Annotated in this window: 13 protein-coding genes, 1 pseudogene and 1 riboswitch; of the genes and pseudogenes, 3 read left to right on the top strand and 11 right to left on the bottom strand. The window is 73.3% G+C overall.

All coding sequences use genetic code 11. The features are described from left to right. Positions 1-218: 218 nt before the first annotated feature. The gene (locus AMK21_RS23265) at positions 219-1,160 is read left to right on the top strand and encodes a PRC and DUF2382 domain-containing protein (RefSeq protein WP_073880993.1); all 942 of its coding nucleotides are present in this window, start codon (positions 219-221) and stop codon (positions 1,158-1,160) included. A gap of 146 nt (positions 1,161-1,306) precedes the next feature. Here AMK21_RS23265 and AMK21_RS36215 read toward each other — a convergent pair. The 10 genes and pseudogenes from AMK21_RS36215 to AMK21_RS23315 all read right to left on the bottom strand — a co-directional run. Further along, positions 1,307-1,603, bottom strand: a pseudogene (locus AMK21_RS36215) (ABC transporter ATP-binding protein); the annotation flags it as partial. 236 nt (positions 1,604-1,839) lie between these two features. Continuing rightward, a riboswitch (cobalamin riboswitch) is annotated at positions 1,840-1,965 on the bottom strand. Positions 1,966-2,100: 135 nt separating this feature from the next. After that, positions 2,101-3,324, bottom strand: coding sequence for a beta-ketoacyl-[acyl-carrier-protein] synthase family protein (locus AMK21_RS23275; RefSeq protein WP_073880995.1), 1,224 nt, complete (start codon positions 3,322-3,324; stop codon positions 2,101-2,103). After that, positions 3,321-3,602: an acyl carrier protein gene (locus AMK21_RS23280; protein ID WP_234422021.1), complete on the bottom strand. Its 282-nt coding sequence runs from the start codon at positions 3,600-3,602 to the stop codon at positions 3,321-3,323. Before AMK21_RS23280 ends, AMK21_RS23275 begins: the two co-directional genes overlap by 4 nt. An 88-nt stretch (positions 3,603-3,690) precedes the next feature. Then, positions 3,691-5,718: an acyl-CoA dehydrogenase gene (locus AMK21_RS23285; RefSeq protein ID WP_073880999.1), complete on the bottom strand. Its 2,028-nt coding sequence runs from the start codon at positions 5,716-5,718 to the stop codon at positions 3,691-3,693. Positions 5,719-5,781: 63 nt separating this feature from the next. Beyond that, the gene (locus AMK21_RS23290) at positions 5,782-7,038 is read right to left on the bottom strand and encodes a beta-ketoacyl-[acyl-carrier-protein] synthase family protein (RefSeq protein ID WP_073881001.1); all 1,257 of its coding nucleotides are present in this window, start codon (positions 7,036-7,038) and stop codon (positions 5,782-5,784) included. Continuing rightward, positions 7,022-8,056 (bottom strand): beta-ketoacyl-ACP synthase 3, encoded by a 1,035-nt coding sequence (locus tag AMK21_RS23295; RefSeq protein WP_073881003.1) that lies wholly within the window; start codon positions 8,054-8,056, stop codon positions 7,022-7,024. The genes AMK21_RS23290 and AMK21_RS23295 overlap by 17 nt, the downstream gene beginning before the upstream one ends. 194 nt (positions 8,057-8,250) lie before the next feature. Further along, positions 8,251-9,207 carry a carbohydrate kinase family protein gene (locus AMK21_RS23300; protein WP_073881005.1) on the bottom strand — a complete coding sequence of 319 codons (957 nt, stop codon included), beginning with the start codon at positions 9,205-9,207 and terminating at the stop codon, positions 8,251-8,253. A gap of 110 nt (positions 9,208-9,317) precedes the next feature. After that, on the bottom strand, positions 9,318-10,721 hold the full coding sequence (locus tag AMK21_RS23305; protein WP_073881007.1) for an MFS transporter: 1,404 nt from the start codon (positions 10,719-10,721) through the stop codon (positions 9,318-9,320). Next, positions 10,718-11,332, bottom strand: coding sequence for a winged helix-turn-helix domain-containing protein (locus tag AMK21_RS23310; protein WP_073881009.1), 615 nt, complete (start codon positions 11,330-11,332; stop codon positions 10,718-10,720). Before AMK21_RS23310 ends, AMK21_RS23305 begins: the two co-directional genes overlap by 4 nt. 82 nt (positions 11,333-11,414) lie before the next feature. Then, positions 11,415-11,969 carry a PadR family transcriptional regulator gene (locus AMK21_RS23315; protein WP_073881011.1) on the bottom strand — a complete coding sequence of 185 codons (555 nt, stop codon included), beginning with the start codon at positions 11,967-11,969 and terminating at the stop codon, positions 11,415-11,417. Positions 11,970-12,094: 125 nt separating this feature from the next. Here AMK21_RS23315 and AMK21_RS23320 point away from each other — a divergent pair, with 125 nt between their 5' ends. After that, positions 12,095-12,520 (top strand): nuclear transport factor 2 family protein, encoded by a 426-nt coding sequence (locus AMK21_RS23320; RefSeq protein ID WP_073881013.1) that lies wholly within the window; start codon positions 12,095-12,097, stop codon positions 12,518-12,520. A 3-nt stretch (positions 12,521-12,523) separates the two neighbouring features. Here the strand turns inward: AMK21_RS23320 and AMK21_RS23325 are convergent, their stop codons facing one another. Then, the gene (locus AMK21_RS23325) at positions 12,524-13,378 is read right to left on the bottom strand and encodes an ABC transporter substrate-binding protein (RefSeq protein ID WP_073881015.1); all 855 of its coding nucleotides are present in this window, start codon (positions 13,376-13,378) and stop codon (positions 12,524-12,526) included. Positions 13,379-13,603: 225 nt separating this feature from the next. Here AMK21_RS23325 and AMK21_RS23330 point away from each other — a divergent pair, with 225 nt between their 5' ends. Then, positions 13,604-14,449 (top strand): M12 family metallo-peptidase, encoded by an 846-nt coding sequence (locus AMK21_RS23330; RefSeq protein ID WP_073881017.1) that lies wholly within the window; start codon positions 13,604-13,606, stop codon positions 14,447-14,449. Positions 14,450-14,489: the final 40 nt, after the last annotated feature.

The following is a 14,489-nucleotide window of genomic DNA, read 5'->3' on the forward strand; positions in this document are numbered from 1 at the left end:
ATGCGGGCCCCGCACCCACTCACCCGATTGGCGTAACTGATCCGGGAGCCGCTCAGCGGCGTCGTACGGGGCCAGCAGGGACCGCGGGGTCTCCGGGGCCCCTCCGGCCGGGTGGCCGGGAGGTTGCGGCGTCCAACCGGATGAGGCGCGATGGAAGCCGGACGTGCCACATCTGGTGGAGCCACCCACAGGGCGCGCCCAGCGAGGAGGGTTCGGTTATGGGAGCCGCTGACGGTTTCACGGATTCCGGAGAGCTCGACGGTCTGACCGTGTACGACAACGACGGCGAGAAGGTCGGCAGCGTGGGCCGGGTGTACGTCGACGACGACACCGGCAAGCCCGACTGGATCACGGTCAAGACCGGCATGTTCGGCATGAAGGAGAGCTTCGTACCGCTCGCCGGAGCCCGTCGAGTGGGTTCCGACCTGCATGTCTCGCACTCCAAGGAAACGGTCAAGGAAGCGCCTCGCGTGGACGCGGACGCGCACCTGTCCGTCGCCGAGGAGGAGGAGCTCTACCGGCACTACGGCCTGACGAGGAAGTCCGGCAACCTCGGTGACACCGGCAAGGGCACCGGTGCCGACGCCCGGACCGTCGCCGGAACCGGTGCCATGGGCGCGGCCGGAGCGGGTGCGGCGGGCACGGCCCGCGGCACGGGCGCAGCGCCGAACGCCAAGGCGACCACGGACACCTCCGCCCGCCCGCTGGCGGGCGCGGGAGCGGGGACCCGGGCGGCCGACATGAGCGGCAAGCAGGAGATGATCCGTTCCGAGGAGCAGCTGCACGTCGGTACGGAGGAGTACGAGAGCGGCCGGGCGAGGCTGCACAAGTACGTGGTGACCGAGGAGGTCACCCGGTCCGTGCCCGTCTCCCACGAGGAGGTGCGGGTGGTCCGCGAGCCGCTGCGCCCCGGCGAGAAGGTGACCGGGACGACGGACTTCGGCGAGCAGGACGTGGAGGTCACCCTGCACGCGGAGCGCGCCACGGTCCGCAAGGAGGCCGTCCCCGTGGAGCGGGTCCGCCTGGAGACCAACAGGGTGACCGAGCAGAAGGAAGTCTCCGCCGAGGTCCGCAAGGAGAAGATCGACTACGGCGACGGGAAGGACATGGACACCGGCAAGGACACCGGTGGCGAGTTCGGGCGGGGACGCCGCCGCTGACGGCGCATCCCCGTTCGGCGGCCGGGAGGCCGCTCCCATGTCCTCGGCCTCCGGGCGGACCCGTGCCAACGGGTCCGCCCGGAGGGCTGTCCGGGACGGGACGGGGGGCGCCGGCGGTCAGCGGCACGGCCCTGGCCTCGCGGTCGGCGGCGCGGCGGGAACCGTACGGAGGGACCTCCGGCCGGCCCGTCCGGGGTGACGACCGCCCGGACCCCGTAGACGTCCTCGATGAGCTCCTCGGTGATGACCTCGGCCGGGGTGCCGCCCGCGATCACCCGGCCGGCCTTCATCACGGTGATCCGGTCGCAGAACATCGCCGCGAGGTTGAGGTCGTGCAGGGCGATGACGCTGGTGAGGGGCAACTCGGCGACGAGGGCCGGCAGTTCCAGCTGGCGCTGGATGTCCAGGCGGTTGGTGGGCTCGTCGAGGAGGAGTTCGCGGGTGCGGTACGGGCTCCGTCGCCGCCGCCGCTGTTGTCCTTGCCGATGCCGTCGGCGGACGAGATGGTGGACCCGCCGCCGCAGGCGGTGAGCAGGACGACGCCGACCGCGAACAGGGCGGCGTCGCGTATCGGGGCAGGGGTGGCCTTGGGCAGCACGGAGGACCTCGGTGTCTCTGGGCCCAGCCGCGGAGCCCGTCGTCCGATTCCCGTGCCCCGGTGCGGGGCGCGGGTGCCGGCAGGTCTTCGGACTCGGGTTCGTCCGGGCGGGACGCCTTCCCGGAGCACGTGTGTGCTCCAGTGGCCGTGGCCCCGCCCGTCCCCCTCACCGCTGCGCGTCAGTTCCGGTCTCGCACCGGATTCCCTGACCCCGTCGCTGGGGTTCGACTTGCCCCGGCGAGCTATCACGGGGCTTCGTGCAGCTCAGTGCCGGTGCGCGGACCACTCCCCCCGTGGGCCGGTGCGGCGCGGGGTCGTCCCGCCGCACCGGCCCGCCGCCCCTTACGGAGCCTGCAGCGCGATCACCGCGTTCTGTCCGCCGAACCCGAAGGAGTGGCTGACGGCCCGTCGTACGGGCAGTTCACGCGGGACCTTGGTGACGCAGTCGATGGCGAACCCGGGGTCGGGCGCGTCCAGGTTCGCGATCGGCGGGACGATGCCGTGCTGGAGCGTCAGCACGGTCAGCCCCGCCTCGATGGCGCCGGCCGCCCCCATGCAGTGGCCCAGTACGCCCTTGGGGGCGGTGACGGGCGGCCGGTGCGGGTAGGCCCGGCCGATGAGGGCGGCTTCGGTCGCGTCGTTCAGGGGGGTCGAGGTCCCGTGCGCGTTGACGTGACCGACGTCCTCGGCCCGCCACCCCGCGTCGGCCAGCGCCGCGTCGACGGCGGCCTGGGCGACCGCCCCGGAGGGGTGCGGGGAGGTCGGGTGGTGGGCGTCGGTCGTGGCGCCGGTGCCGGCCAGCATGGCTCGGGGGGCCGCTCCTCTGGCCCGGGCGTCCTCCGCCCGCTCCAGGACCATGATCGCGGCGCCTTCGCCCATGACGAGCCCGGCCCGGTCGGCGGCGAAGGGGCGGCAGAGGCGGGCGGGGTCCCCGTCTCGCAGGGCCGCCGCGCCGGAGCGGGCGAAGCCGGTCATGGCGACCGGGAAGACGATCGACTCGGTGGCTCCGGCGATCGCGATGTCGCACTGGCCCAGCGCCAGCATGTCGCGGGCAATTGAGAGGGCGGTCACCCCGGAGGAACAGGCCGTGCAGGGGGCGAGGCTGGGGCCCGTGGCCTTCATCTGGATGGCGATCTCGGCCGCGGGCATGCTCGGGATGGTGAGCAGGATGCCCGAGGGCGAGGTGGCCTCGGGGCCGCGCCGCTCCAGGGCGACGGCCTGTTCGGTGAGTCCGGCGGATCCCCCGCTGCTGGTGCCGACGACGACCGCGACCCGGGCGCCGTCCCAGTGGGCGGGGTCGAGCCCGGCGTCGGTCACCGCCTCCCGGGCGGCGAGGACGGCGAACTTCACGTACCGGCCCATGCGGAAGGCGTTGCGGCCACCGACCGCCTCGTCCAGGTCGATGCCGGAGACCGTGCAGGCGAAGTCGACGGCGCAGCCGTGCAGTTCGGGGACGGTGCGCGCGAGGGACTCCCCGCGGCAGACCCCGTCCCAGGTGGTGTCGGTGGTGTGGCCGGCCGGGGTGATCATCCCCAGGCCGGTGACGGCGATGGCGGGTCGGTTCATCGGGTGTTGCTCACCGGCACCGCGCTGCCTGCCGCCTCGCCGCCGATGGCCGCGTCGATGAACGCGGAGATGTCGGCCAGCGTGGCGTCCTTGTAGAGCTTCTCGGAGTCGGCGGCGACCCCCAGGGTCTCCTTGATGATGACGGCGAACTCGGCGACCGCCAGGGAGTCCATCTCCAGGCTGTCCATCGTGGACTCCGGCAGGATTTCGGCTGCGGGCACCTTGAACGTCTCGGTCAGCACCTCGGTGATCTTCGGGTGGATGGTCTGGCTCTTCACGGTGTTTCCTCTCATCGGCGGCCTTATGGACGGCGGGTGGCGGTACGCACAGGCCCACCGCCGAAGTAACTGGATGGCGATCTTCCGGTTACGCCCTGGGGTGAACCGATTCGTCTACGCTCACCTGCGGCTTCTCGAACCATCTCGACAGCACCGACGTGGTTCCCCAGTACGCCAGCAGCACTCCGCGGGTACCGAGCGCCGCCACCTTCTCGCGCAGCGGACGCCGCTTGCTGCCACAGGCGGGCCGCTGGAAATCCGCCGTGCGGGCCCCGGGCCCCCCCGCCCTGCGGTGCTGGTGCCAGGAGCCGTCCGGATCGTCGTAGGCGTCCGTGTAGCCGGGTCCGGCGATCGGCCAGTCCGACATCAGGCGCTCCGGCAGCGCGAACGACTTCACCAGGTCGGGCGCGTGCCGGGCCACGGTCGCGATGAGCCGCTCCACCGCGTCGGGCAGCGAGGACACCTGTTCGGCGGTCAGCCGTCCGGCCGCCAGCAGGTCGCCGCTGTTGCGGGCGATCCACCGGAGGGCGAAGAGCCGGTGCAGCTCGGTCAGCCGCTCACGGGCCGGCCCCGCGGACAGGGAGGCGGCGGCCTGCTCGTACGCCTCGCTCGCCTGCCGGTAGCCGTACGCCTCCACCCCGCGCAGCGCGGGTCCCGAGGCCGCGTTCCACCGGCCGAGCGGGTCGCCGGGCGGGGCGGAGCCGATCCGCTGGCGGGCGCGGTCGAACCAGATGTCCTCCAACGCCGCGAGCAGCCGGCCCAGGAAGCGGGGATCGTCCAGGTCGCCGGGCCCCTCCGTCTCCTCGTCGTCCCGGACCGTGACGCTGAACAGCATCTCGGCGGCGGCCTTGGCGTGGATGGCGAGGTTGTCGCCCTCGGCGGTGATGGCACCCTCGATGCCGGTGAACAGCTCGGTCATGCCGTTGTTCTCCAGCAGGCCCTGCGCCCCGCACCGCTCCCGGCACTCGACGATGACGCCCCGCGCCTGCCAGGTGATCCACCCCTTGGCGACGGCGACCAGGCGCTCGGCCTCGTCCCGGTCGGCGGCGGGGGCGGACTCCCAGCGGTCCAGCGCCCTGCGGTGGAGGAGGCTCATCGCGAAGACGGTGGCCATCGCCGCGGCAAGGGGGCCGTGGTGGGTGCGGTGCGCGTAGACGGGCACCCGTCGCGCCCTCCGCGATCCGGAGACCAGCCGGTGCCCCGCGTACCGGATCGCGATGGCGAGGATGACCCGGGCGGAGCCCACCGCACAGGCGCTCATGGAGAGCTTGCCGGGGGTGACCCGCCCGATGGAGAGGAGGAACCGCCTTCTGCGGTTGGCCAGTTCGCTGGTGAACCGCCCGTCCGTGCCGATGCGTCCCTGCTCCCCGGCGAGCAGGGCCTCACGCGGGACGAAGTACCGGTCGAAGGAGGTGAGGCAGTGGTCGACCGGGGAGCCCATGCGGGCGGGCAGCCGCCGCACCCGTACGCCGGGCAGGGCGCTCACGGCGTCGGTGAGCGGGGCGAGGAAGAGGAAGACCCCGTGGTCGGCACCGTCGGCGAGGAGCCGGGCGGCCACCACACCGGTCTTGGGGCCGCCGGCGGGACTGGTGTTGGGCATGAACTTCTGAGCCCCGGCGTGCGGGGTGTGCAGGACGAAGCCGTCGCGTTCGCGGTCGTACGTCGCGGTCGTCTCGACGGCCGCCGCGTCGTTGCCGTGGGCCACCTCCGTACAGAGGAAGGTGCCGATGGACCGCAGGTCCAGGAAGTCCGAGAGGTCGCGCAGCGTACCCGTGTCGTGGTCGAGGAGGGAGCCGAGGAAGAGGTTGTAGTGGATACCCGCGACGGTGGTCAGCGCCGGGTCGACCGGGCCGAGCCATTCGTGCAGGGCGGCCAGGGCGCGGGGGTCGGCGGCCAGCCTCGCGCCGCTGTCCAGTGCGTCGTTGAGGATGCGGAGCCGGTGGTAGGAGAGCGCGAGCCGTTCGTCGGGAGTGCCGCCACCGGAACGACGAAACGGTTCTGTTGTGAGCAGCCGCCGCCAGAACCCGTGCTCCCGGGAGAAGTTGTCGCCGTAGAGCACTCGGGTGAGCAGATCGTTCGTGTCGGGCTGGCGCGGTTTATGCGTGGATACGGTCACGACAGAGTAACGATCAAGGAACGGCGAGGACACCCCTCGCCGTTCCCGAACGGCCCTGCGGTGTCAGGTTCGTTGGAAGGCGAGCGCCACGTTGTGCCCGCCGAAGCCGAAGGAGTGGCTCACCGCGCGCTCGACCCGCTGGTGGCGCGGCTCCTTCACCACGCAGTCGAGCGGGAAGGCGTCGGGGAGCGAGTCCAGGTTGGCGATCGGCGGGATGAGGGAACGTTCCAGCGTCAGGACTGTGGCGACCGCCTCGATCGCGCCCGCCGCCGCGAGGGTATGGCCGATGACACCCTTGGGTGCGGTGACCGGGGGGTGGTGCGGGAAGAGCCGGGAGATGAGGGTGGTCTCCATGGCGTCGTTGAGGGGGGTGGAGGTGCCGTGGGCGTTGACGTGGTCGACATCGCCCGGCTGCCAGCCCGCCTGGTCGAGGGCCGCCTGCACCGCGCGCTGGGCGCCGCGCCCGTCGGGGGCCGGGGCGGTGGGGTGGTGGGCGTCCGTGCTGGAGCCGGCGCCGGTGAGCAGGGCGCGGGCCCGGCCGCCCCGGGCGCGGGCCGCCTCCTCGCGCTCCAGGACGAGCATGGCGGCACCCTCGCCGATCACGAACCCGTCCCGGTCGTCGGCGAACGGCCGCGACGCGCCCGCCGGATCGGCGGTACGGGTGGAGAGCGCGCCCATCCGGGCGAACGCGGTCACCACCAGCGGAGTCAGCACCGACTCGGCACCCCCGGCCACCACCACGTCGCAGCTGCCGCCGAGCAGCAGATCACGGGCGACGGCGATCGCGGTGGCCCCGGAGGCGCAGGCGGTCGCGGGCGCGAGGGAAGGGCCGCCCGCCTTCAGGGCGATGGCGACCTCGCCGGCCGCGGCGTTGGGGATCATCATCGGGACGAGCAGCGGCGAGACCGCCTCCGGCCCCGAGGCGGCCAGCTTCGCGGCGTTGTCCACGAGGACGGAGACACCGCCGACGCCGACGCCCAGCACGACCCCGACCCGGCCGCCGTCCCACACCGCCGGGTCGAGACCGGCGTCGGCGACGGCCCGCCGGGCCGCGACGACGGCCAGTTTCACGAACCGGGCCATCCGCCACACCGAGCGGCCGCCCACCGCCTCGTCCAGGTCGATGGAGTCGACCGGGCAGGCGAAGTCGACCGGGAGACCGGCCAGTTCCTCGCATCGTCGGGCGGTGGAGTGCCCGGAGCACAGCCCCTCCCAGAAGCTGTGCTCGTCAGCCCCTGCGGGTGTCACCAGGCCGACCCCCGTCACCGCGATGGCGGTGCCGGTGGCGGCTCCGGTGCCCTGATCAGCGGACTGCGACATGCTGTGTTCCTTCCGTAGAATCCGTCGAGATGGTCTGCGGGGTCCCGGGCCACCGAAGTGCCGCGGAACCCCAGGTCAATCCGCCCCCGAACGCGGTGAGCAGCACCCGGTCCCCGCCCCGGAGCACCCCCTGCCCCGCCGCGTCGGCCAGGGCGAGGGGGATGGAGGCGGCGCCGGTGTTGCCGACCCGCTCCAGATGGGTGACGCAGCGCTGCGGCCCGATGCCGACCCGGTCCGCGACGGCACGCAGGATCCGGGCGTTGGCCTGGTGCGGCACGAAGTGGTCGACCTCGGCCGGGTCCCAGCCCACCCGCTCCAGCAGAACGCGGCACGAGCCGGTCATCCGCTCCACGGCGTGCTGGTAGACGGTGTGGCCCTGCATCCGGAAGTACGCGTCCGACAGCGCGGGCGGCTTCCCGTCCGCCCGGGCCCGGGCGCCGCCGCCGGGAACGGTGATCAGGTCGTGGCCGGTGCCGTCGCTGCCCAGGTCGAAGGCGAGCAGCTCACCGGGGTCACCGGTCCGCCCGGCCGCCACCAGGGCCGCGCCCGCCCCGTCGCCGAAGACGACTCCGGCCGAGCGGTCGTCGGGGTCCAGCCAGGTCGAGTAGACGTCGGCGCCGACCAGCAGGACCCGCCCGTAGAGCCCGGAGGCGACCAGCCCGTGGCTCAGGGCGAGCCCGTAGACGAAGCCGCTGCACACGGCGGCGATGTCCAGCGCCGGTACGGTGCCGAGCCCGAGCCGGGCCGCGAGGGCGGGGGCGGTGCCGGGGCAGAGGTGGTCGGGGGTGGCGGTGGCGAGGACCACCGCGTCCACGGGGCCGTCCGCCGGGGAGCCCGCGAGCAGCCGGGAGGCCGCCTCGTAGGCGAGGTCACCGGTGGCGGTCCCGAACGCGGCGCGGTGCCGACTGCCGATGCCGGTCCGGCGGCGGACCCAGGCGTCGTCGATACCCCAGCCGGCCGGAAGCCGGTCGTTGGGGACCGGCTCGCCCGGCACCCAACCCGCCACGCTCTCCAGCACCGCCGTGCGCCCGCCGCCACCGCCCGCTAAGGCACGCTCCTGTGCCTGCGGCCCCGCCCCGGTGCCCACTGCCCGTCTGCTGCTCGCCACCCGCTACCCCGATCCCGTTGTCATACTGCGAACGGTTGACGAACGGCGGGACGCCTGGCGAGGGTGCGTTCGACTGGGCCGAACGGGTCATGACGGTTTGTCAGTTACGGGTGAGCGCCTCCGGAAGCGCCGTCACGGGTAAGCGCCTCCCGGAGCTCCGCCGCGTCGGGCGGGTTGGCGCCGGCCCGGGAGACGGTGACGGCGGCGGAGGCCACCGCGTGGCGCAGTACGTCGGCGACGGTGTCCCGGTCCACGGCGCGCAGCCGCTCCCGCACCCCGGCGCCGAGGAGCCCGTGCGCGGCGAGCGCGTGGAGCGTGCCCGACATGAACGCGTCGCCCGCGCCGACAGTGTCCACCACCTCGACCGGCGCGGCCTCCACCGTGATCCGCCCGCCGGGCAGTACGGCCAGGGCCCCGTCGCCGCCCCGGGTCACGAGGACGGCGGCGGGCCCGCCCTCCAGCCAGCGGGCGGCGACCTTCTCCGGCTCCTCCCCCGGGTACAGCCACGCCAGGTCCTCGTCGCTCGCCTTGACCAGGTCGCTCAGAGCGACGCACTCCTCGACCCGGGCGACGGCCGCCGCGTGGTCGCCCATGAGGGCGGGCCGCACATTGGGGTCGTAGCTGACGGTCGCGGTGGCCCGGGCGGCGCGCACGACGTCCAGGACCGCGCCCGACCCCGGCTCCACCACGGCACCGATCGAGCCGGTGTGCACATGGCCCGGAGCGGGTTCGACGGCGACCGGGGCGAGGGTCCAGGCGATGTCGAACGCGTACGAGGCCTGTCCGGACCCGTCCAGGGTGACGACGGCCGACGGGGTGGTGGTCGCGGAGCCGTCGGTACGGACGGTGACGCCGGCGGAGGCCAGGTGGTCCCGGATGAGCCGCCCGTTGGCGTCGGGGCCGAGCTGGGTGAGGAGGGTGACGCGGCGGCCGAGGCGGGCCAGGCCGTAGGCGACGTTGGCGGGACTGCCGCCGGGGTGGACCTTGTCCTCCTGATCCGGCTGCCTAACGATGTCGGCGACGCATTCGCCGACGACCAGCAGTTCGCTGTGGTCGAGCATGGGGGTGGATCTCCTCAACTGCTGTGACGTGGGTGCCCCGGCCTGTGCACCCATTGAGCCCGATCCGGTCCCTCGGGCGGAAGCCGCCCCGGGCATCGGGCACCGGCCGGTCACCGTTCGGACGCCGATCCGGCCGGAACGGGCAGCGCGGAGGCCAGGTCCCCTTGCGGGCTCCCGTCGGCCCGACGCACCCAGAGCAGGGCTCCACCCAGCACGACGGCGGCGGCCAGCAGCCAGGGCAGCGGGCCGAGCGGCAAAATCCCGACGGCCAGTCCGGCACCGGCGGCGACCAGTTGCAGGGCGAGCGACTGGACGGAGAGGGCGGTGGCGCGGCCCGAGGCGTCGACCCGGCGGTGCAGCAGGTCGTTGGCATTGGGGGCCGCGACACCCAGCCCCAGGTAGACCAGCGCGTAGCCGGTGACGGCCGCCGCCGTGGCGGAGCCGCTCGTCGAGCCGGTGGTGACGCCGAGCAGGGTGAGCCCCAGCACCACCACCCCGCGGCCCGCCAGCACCGCGCGCCCACTGCTGCGGGCCAACCGTGCGGCGAAAGGGCCCAGTTGGCTGCCGACGGCGGAGCAAACGAACCCCGCGCAGGCGAGCCCGGCGAAGACCACGGCACCGGACTCTGCCGTCCCCATGAGGGCGGCGGCCCGGCGCGGGGTGAGCAGTTCGACGGCCGCGAGCGCGGCCCCGGTGGTGCTGGCGGTCAGCAGGAGGCGCCGGATCACGGTGTTCCGGGCGCCGAGCCGGAGCCCGGCGGCGATGGCGGCGGGCACGCCGCCCACGACCCCACGCAGGGTGGCCCGGGGCCGAGGCGGTTCGGGCAGGGCGCTCACCACGTACAGCACGAAGACGATCTCGACGAGCGCGCCGAGGAGCGCGGGCACGGAGAGCGGGATGACGAGCCCGCCGGTCGCGTCGGTCAGCCACTCCCCCACACCGGGGCCGCGGCCCAGCAGCCACGGCAGCCCGCCGCCGAGCAGGGTGCCGAGCGCGAGGGCGGCCGACATGGCGGAGCCGCCGCGCGCCAGGCCCGTACGGATGTCGGCGTCGGGGCCCGCGTGGGCGTGGACGGTGTCGACGTACCAGGCCTCGGCGGGCCCGCTGGACAGGGCGCGGGCGCAGCCCATCAGGGCCATGCCGAGGGTGATGGCCCAGGCGGTCGCGGCAAGGCCGAAGAGGGTGAAGGCGGTGCAGTTGAGCAGCCCGGCGGTGGCCAGGACGGCGCGGCGGCCGATGACGTCGGAGAGGCCGCCGGTGGGCAGCTCCATCGCGGCGGCGGTGAGGGAGTGCACGGCGAAGAAGCCGGCGATGGCGGCGAGGCCCATGCCCCGGTCGGTGAAGAGGAGCACCCCGGTGGCGATGGACATGCCGATGGGGAGCCAGAAGAGGAAGGAGACCATGGCGAACCGGCGGCGCGCGGTCAGCGGGTCGAGGCCACGCCCGGTGGGAGCGGGCGACCTCGGTGTCGACGCGTCGCCGCCGGGCTCCGGGGTTGCGGTTCTGCCGCTCACGAGGCGTTCCCCTCCGCCTCGGGGGCGGGTTCCGGTGCCAGCGGAAGCCCGGCCGTGAAGACCACGACCTGTTCGGCGCGGGGGTCACCCTCGTCGCGGGCGGTCAGTTCGGCCGTCTTCGCCTCGACCGCCTCCCACAGCTCGGCCAGCGACTCGGGGGTCAGCCGGGGCAGGGCGTCGCTCAGACCCGACGGCTCCTGCCAGGCGCTGTCGAGTCGGCCACTCTCCAGGTCGGCCTCGTGGCGGGCCAGCGAGCGCTCCAGGTGTTCGAGCTGGCGGCGGCGGAGCGCGCTGAGCGCGGCCCGGCCGCCGGGTGCGCGGTGCATGGCCTCGTTGCTCCACGAGGTGAGGGTGTGCACGGCCTTCCAGCGGCGTTCGCGGCTGTCGCGGTGGTCGGCCTCGGCGACGAACGCGTACTTGGCGAGCACCCGCAGGTGGTAGCTGGTGGAGGCCGAGGACTCGCCCGTCCGCGCGGCCAGCTCGCTGGCGGTAGCCGGGCCGTGCTGCCGCAGCAGCCCGAGCAACTCGATGCGCAAGGGGTGGGTGAGGGCCTTGAGCGCGGCTCCGTCGCGGTCGGGATCGAGTACGCGGCGGGTGGGTTCGCTGTCCATGGCAGCAGCGTAGGACAGCTCGCAGGCTTTCCCAAAGAATTTTTGCAGAATATTTTTTGGAGAGTTGCGCCGGGCCGTCCCGTCAGGCGGACCGCGCCCGCAGGACCGCGATGACCTCCTGGCACCAGTCATGGTTGGCACGCTCGAAGTCCCGTCCGCGGCGGCACGTGAGATAGGGCCCGATCCGCTCGCCGTGCCGCAGGAACTCCCCCTCCGGCCGGTCGCCGCGCATCCCCTCCAGCAGCGCTTCGAACTGCGCGACCTTGGCCTCGGCGAATTCCGCCCGCTCGGCGAGACGTGCGATCAGCTCAGCGGCGTCGAGATGGTCCGCCGCCTGGACCTTGACGAGCAGATCGTCCCGGATGAACGAGGGCTTGGCGGTGACCGCCGCGAACCGCTCCAGCTCGGCGAGACCGTCGTCGGTGACCCGGAAGAGGCGCTTGTTGGGCCGGGCGTCCTGCACGACCTCGCGGCCGGCGACCAGGCCTTCCTTCTCCAGCTTGGTGAGCTCGGCGTACAGCTGCTGGGGCTGCGCGTGCCAGAAGTTCGCGACGCCCACGTCGAACGCCTTGGCGAGCTGGTATCCGCTCAGCTCCTCGTCGAGCAACGCCGCCAGCACGGCGTGACGCAGGGCCATCGGACCGCCCCCTCTCATGTCCACCCACCCCTGTCCAGGAGTTCGTGGCCCATGATAGTCATGAAAGTGACTACTCATATTCATGACTAGTCACTTTCGTGAACACCAGCCTTCGAGGAGACGTCATGACCGCCGCAGTAAACCGCTTCCGCACGGCCGTCGACACCCGCGACCTCAGCGCCCTGGGCGATCTCTTCGCGGAGGACATCCGGCTCTACAGCCCGGTGAAGTTCACCCCGTTCGAGGGGCGGCCCATGGTGGTGGGGGTCTTCGGGGTCCTCCTGCGCACCTTCGAGGACTTCCGTTACGTCGGAGAGCTCGCGGGCGCGGCACAGACCAGCGTGGACGGCGTCGAGGCACCGGCCGCGGTCCTGCTCTTCCGGGCGACCGTTAACGGCAAGGAGATCCACGGCATCGACCTGGTCCATCTCGCCGAGGACGGGCGGATCAAGGAGTTCACCGTGATGGTCCGACCCCAGTCCGCCGTGCACGCGCTCGGCGAGGCGGTCCTCGCCGGGCTCGTGGCCGACGGGCTGGTGCCGACGGAGTAGGCCCTAACCCTCCAGCGCGTCCGCGACCAGGCCGAGGAAGCGGGCGTGGTCGCGGGGCCCGTACAGCGGCTCCGGGTTCCACGGCACGACCGGCCCCCCGCCGTCCCAGCCCAGCTCGTCGAGCGGGGAGGCGTGGGCGCGGATGTCGGTGAGGATCACATCGGGGCGCAGCGCGAAGGTATCCGACCGGTCGAGGGTGGACCAGTTGGCCCCGGGGCCCGGGGCCGGCTCCACCAGGTGGACGCCGAGCCCGGTGAGGACGCGCAGCTCGGGCCACATCCTGGGGCGTGCGACGTGGGCCTGGTCGGATCCGGCCGGGGAGACGGCGAGCACGCGGGGCGCGCCGGCCGGGCCGGCGGCGGTGATCGTCCGCAGCCGCGCCCGGGCGGCGTCGAGGTCGGCGTCCGCGTCGGCGCGGTCCTCGGCGCCGAGCGAGCGGGCCAGTTCGGCGAACCGGTCGCCGATCTCCTCGAACGTACGGGCCTGGCTCACATCGATGACGACGACCGGGACCCGCTCCTCCAGCGGCTTGGCGGTCTCCGGCGCCAGCCCGTACACAGGGCCGTTGCCGTAGCTCACCGCGACCACCAGATCGGGCCGGCCGCTCAGCAGCCGCTCCACGTCCAGCGAGCTTCCGGCACCGACGTACGGGACCTGATCCAGCGGGAGCGTCCCGGTCTTGGCGCTGTCGGGGTCGGGGCCGTCGTGGTCGGAGCCGAAGATTGCCTGCGGCCGGATGCCGAGGCCCCACAGCGTCGCTCCGGCCTGGACGTAGGCGAGCACCCGCTCGGGCCGCCGGGGTGCCGTCGACAGCTGACCCCGGTCGTCGGAGAAACGCCATTCGCTCTGTTCCGTCACGCCACACACGCCCCTCTACCACCGACTGCCGTACCGCTTGTGCGAGTTCGTACACGTGTACCTGCCCACCTGGTCACCGCCGCACCCCTCGACCCGGCACCCACCTGCGTACCACCCGGTATGCGACGCGACGGGCGGACGAATTCACCGAGTGTTAGAAAGGAGCACGTTCAGTAATCAGGGCAGCCCCCTCCGCCCGCTCTCTCCGGATGGAGACAACTCCCCATGCGTGCACCTCTCTTGAAAGCGACTCTGGCCGTCGGCATCGCCGCGTCCCTGTGTGCCGCCCCGTTCCTCACCGACACGTCGGCGAGCGCCCCGGCCACTCCGGCGGCGGCTTCGACAGCGATGAGATGTCCCGTGATCGACGTGCTGGTGGTCCACACCCCCAAGGCCGCGGAGCGGCTCGGCGGCGAGCACCGGGTCCCTGCGTCGGCCCAGCGGCTCGCGACCCGGATGAACCGCTCGCTGGCCGCGGACGGGCTCTGCGGGATCATCCGGGTCGTCCATCCGTACACGGCGAAGGGCTACGACGGTTCGGAGGAGTTCCGCGCCGCGTACGCCGTGCTCAAGGACCACACCTCGGGGCTCGGGCGCCAGGTGCACGAGCAGCGTGAGCGGTACGGCGCCGATCTGGTGACGCTCGTCGTGGAGCGGTCGGAGCGGGGCGGCGGCACGGCGGACTACACGCCCGCCCTCGACAGCTCGACCCACGAGTACGCGTATGCGGTCGTCGAGGTCGACGGGATCGAGCTGGACTCGGCGAGCCACGAGATCGGGCACAACCTGGGCCTGGCCCACGACCGTACGACACTGGCGTCGGACACCGGCGGGTCGATGAACGTGAGCCGCACCCGCCCGTACAACACCGGCTGGATCACCGAGGACGGGCGGTACTACACGATCATGGCGTACCGCGCCTCGTGCGGCGCCCACTGCAAGCGCATCAGCCGGTTCTCCAGTGCAGTGGGGGGCTGGAAGGGGCACCGGCTCGGCGACGCCTCGAACGACAGTGTGCGGGTGCTGCGCGAGACGATGCCGATCGTGGCCGGATACCGTTCGAAGGTCTGACCGGCCGGGTCCCGCCCGCGACCGGAGTGAACCGTCACGC

The sequence above is a fragment of the Streptomyces sp. CB00316 genome (assembly GCF_001905595.1).
In the GTDB taxonomy this organism is placed as follows: domain Bacteria; phylum Actinomycetota; class Actinomycetes; order Streptomycetales; family Streptomycetaceae; genus Streptomyces.

Coding starts and splice junctions, on each gene's coding strand:
- AMK21_RS23320 (WP_073881013.1), top strand. CDS start 12,095: ATGACCGCCGCAGTAAACCGCTTCCGCACGGCCGTCGACACCCGCGAC.
- AMK21_RS23275 (WP_073880995.1), bottom strand. CDS start 3,324: ATGAACCGACCCGCCATCGCCGTCACCGGCCTGGGGATGATCACCCCG.
- AMK21_RS23290 (WP_073881001.1), bottom strand. CDS start 7,038: ATGTCGCAGTCCGCTGATCAGGGCACCGGAGCCGCCACCGGCACCGCC.
- AMK21_RS23315 (WP_073881011.1), bottom strand. CDS start 11,969: ATGGCCCTGCGTCACGCCGTGCTGGCGGCGTTGCTCGACGAGGAGCTG.
- AMK21_RS23300 (WP_073881005.1), bottom strand. CDS start 9,207: ATGCTCGACCACAGCGAACTGCTGGTCGTCGGCGAATGCGTCGCCGAC.
- AMK21_RS23310 (WP_073881009.1), bottom strand. CDS start 11,332: ATGGACAGCGAACCCACCCGCCGCGTACTCGATCCCGACCGCGACGGA.
- AMK21_RS23330 (WP_073881017.1), top strand. CDS start 13,604: ATGCGTGCACCTCTCTTGAAAGCGACTCTGGCCGTCGGCATCGCCGCG.
- AMK21_RS23265 (WP_073880993.1), top strand. CDS start 219: ATGGGAGCCGCTGACGGTTTCACGGATTCCGGAGAGCTCGACGGTCTG.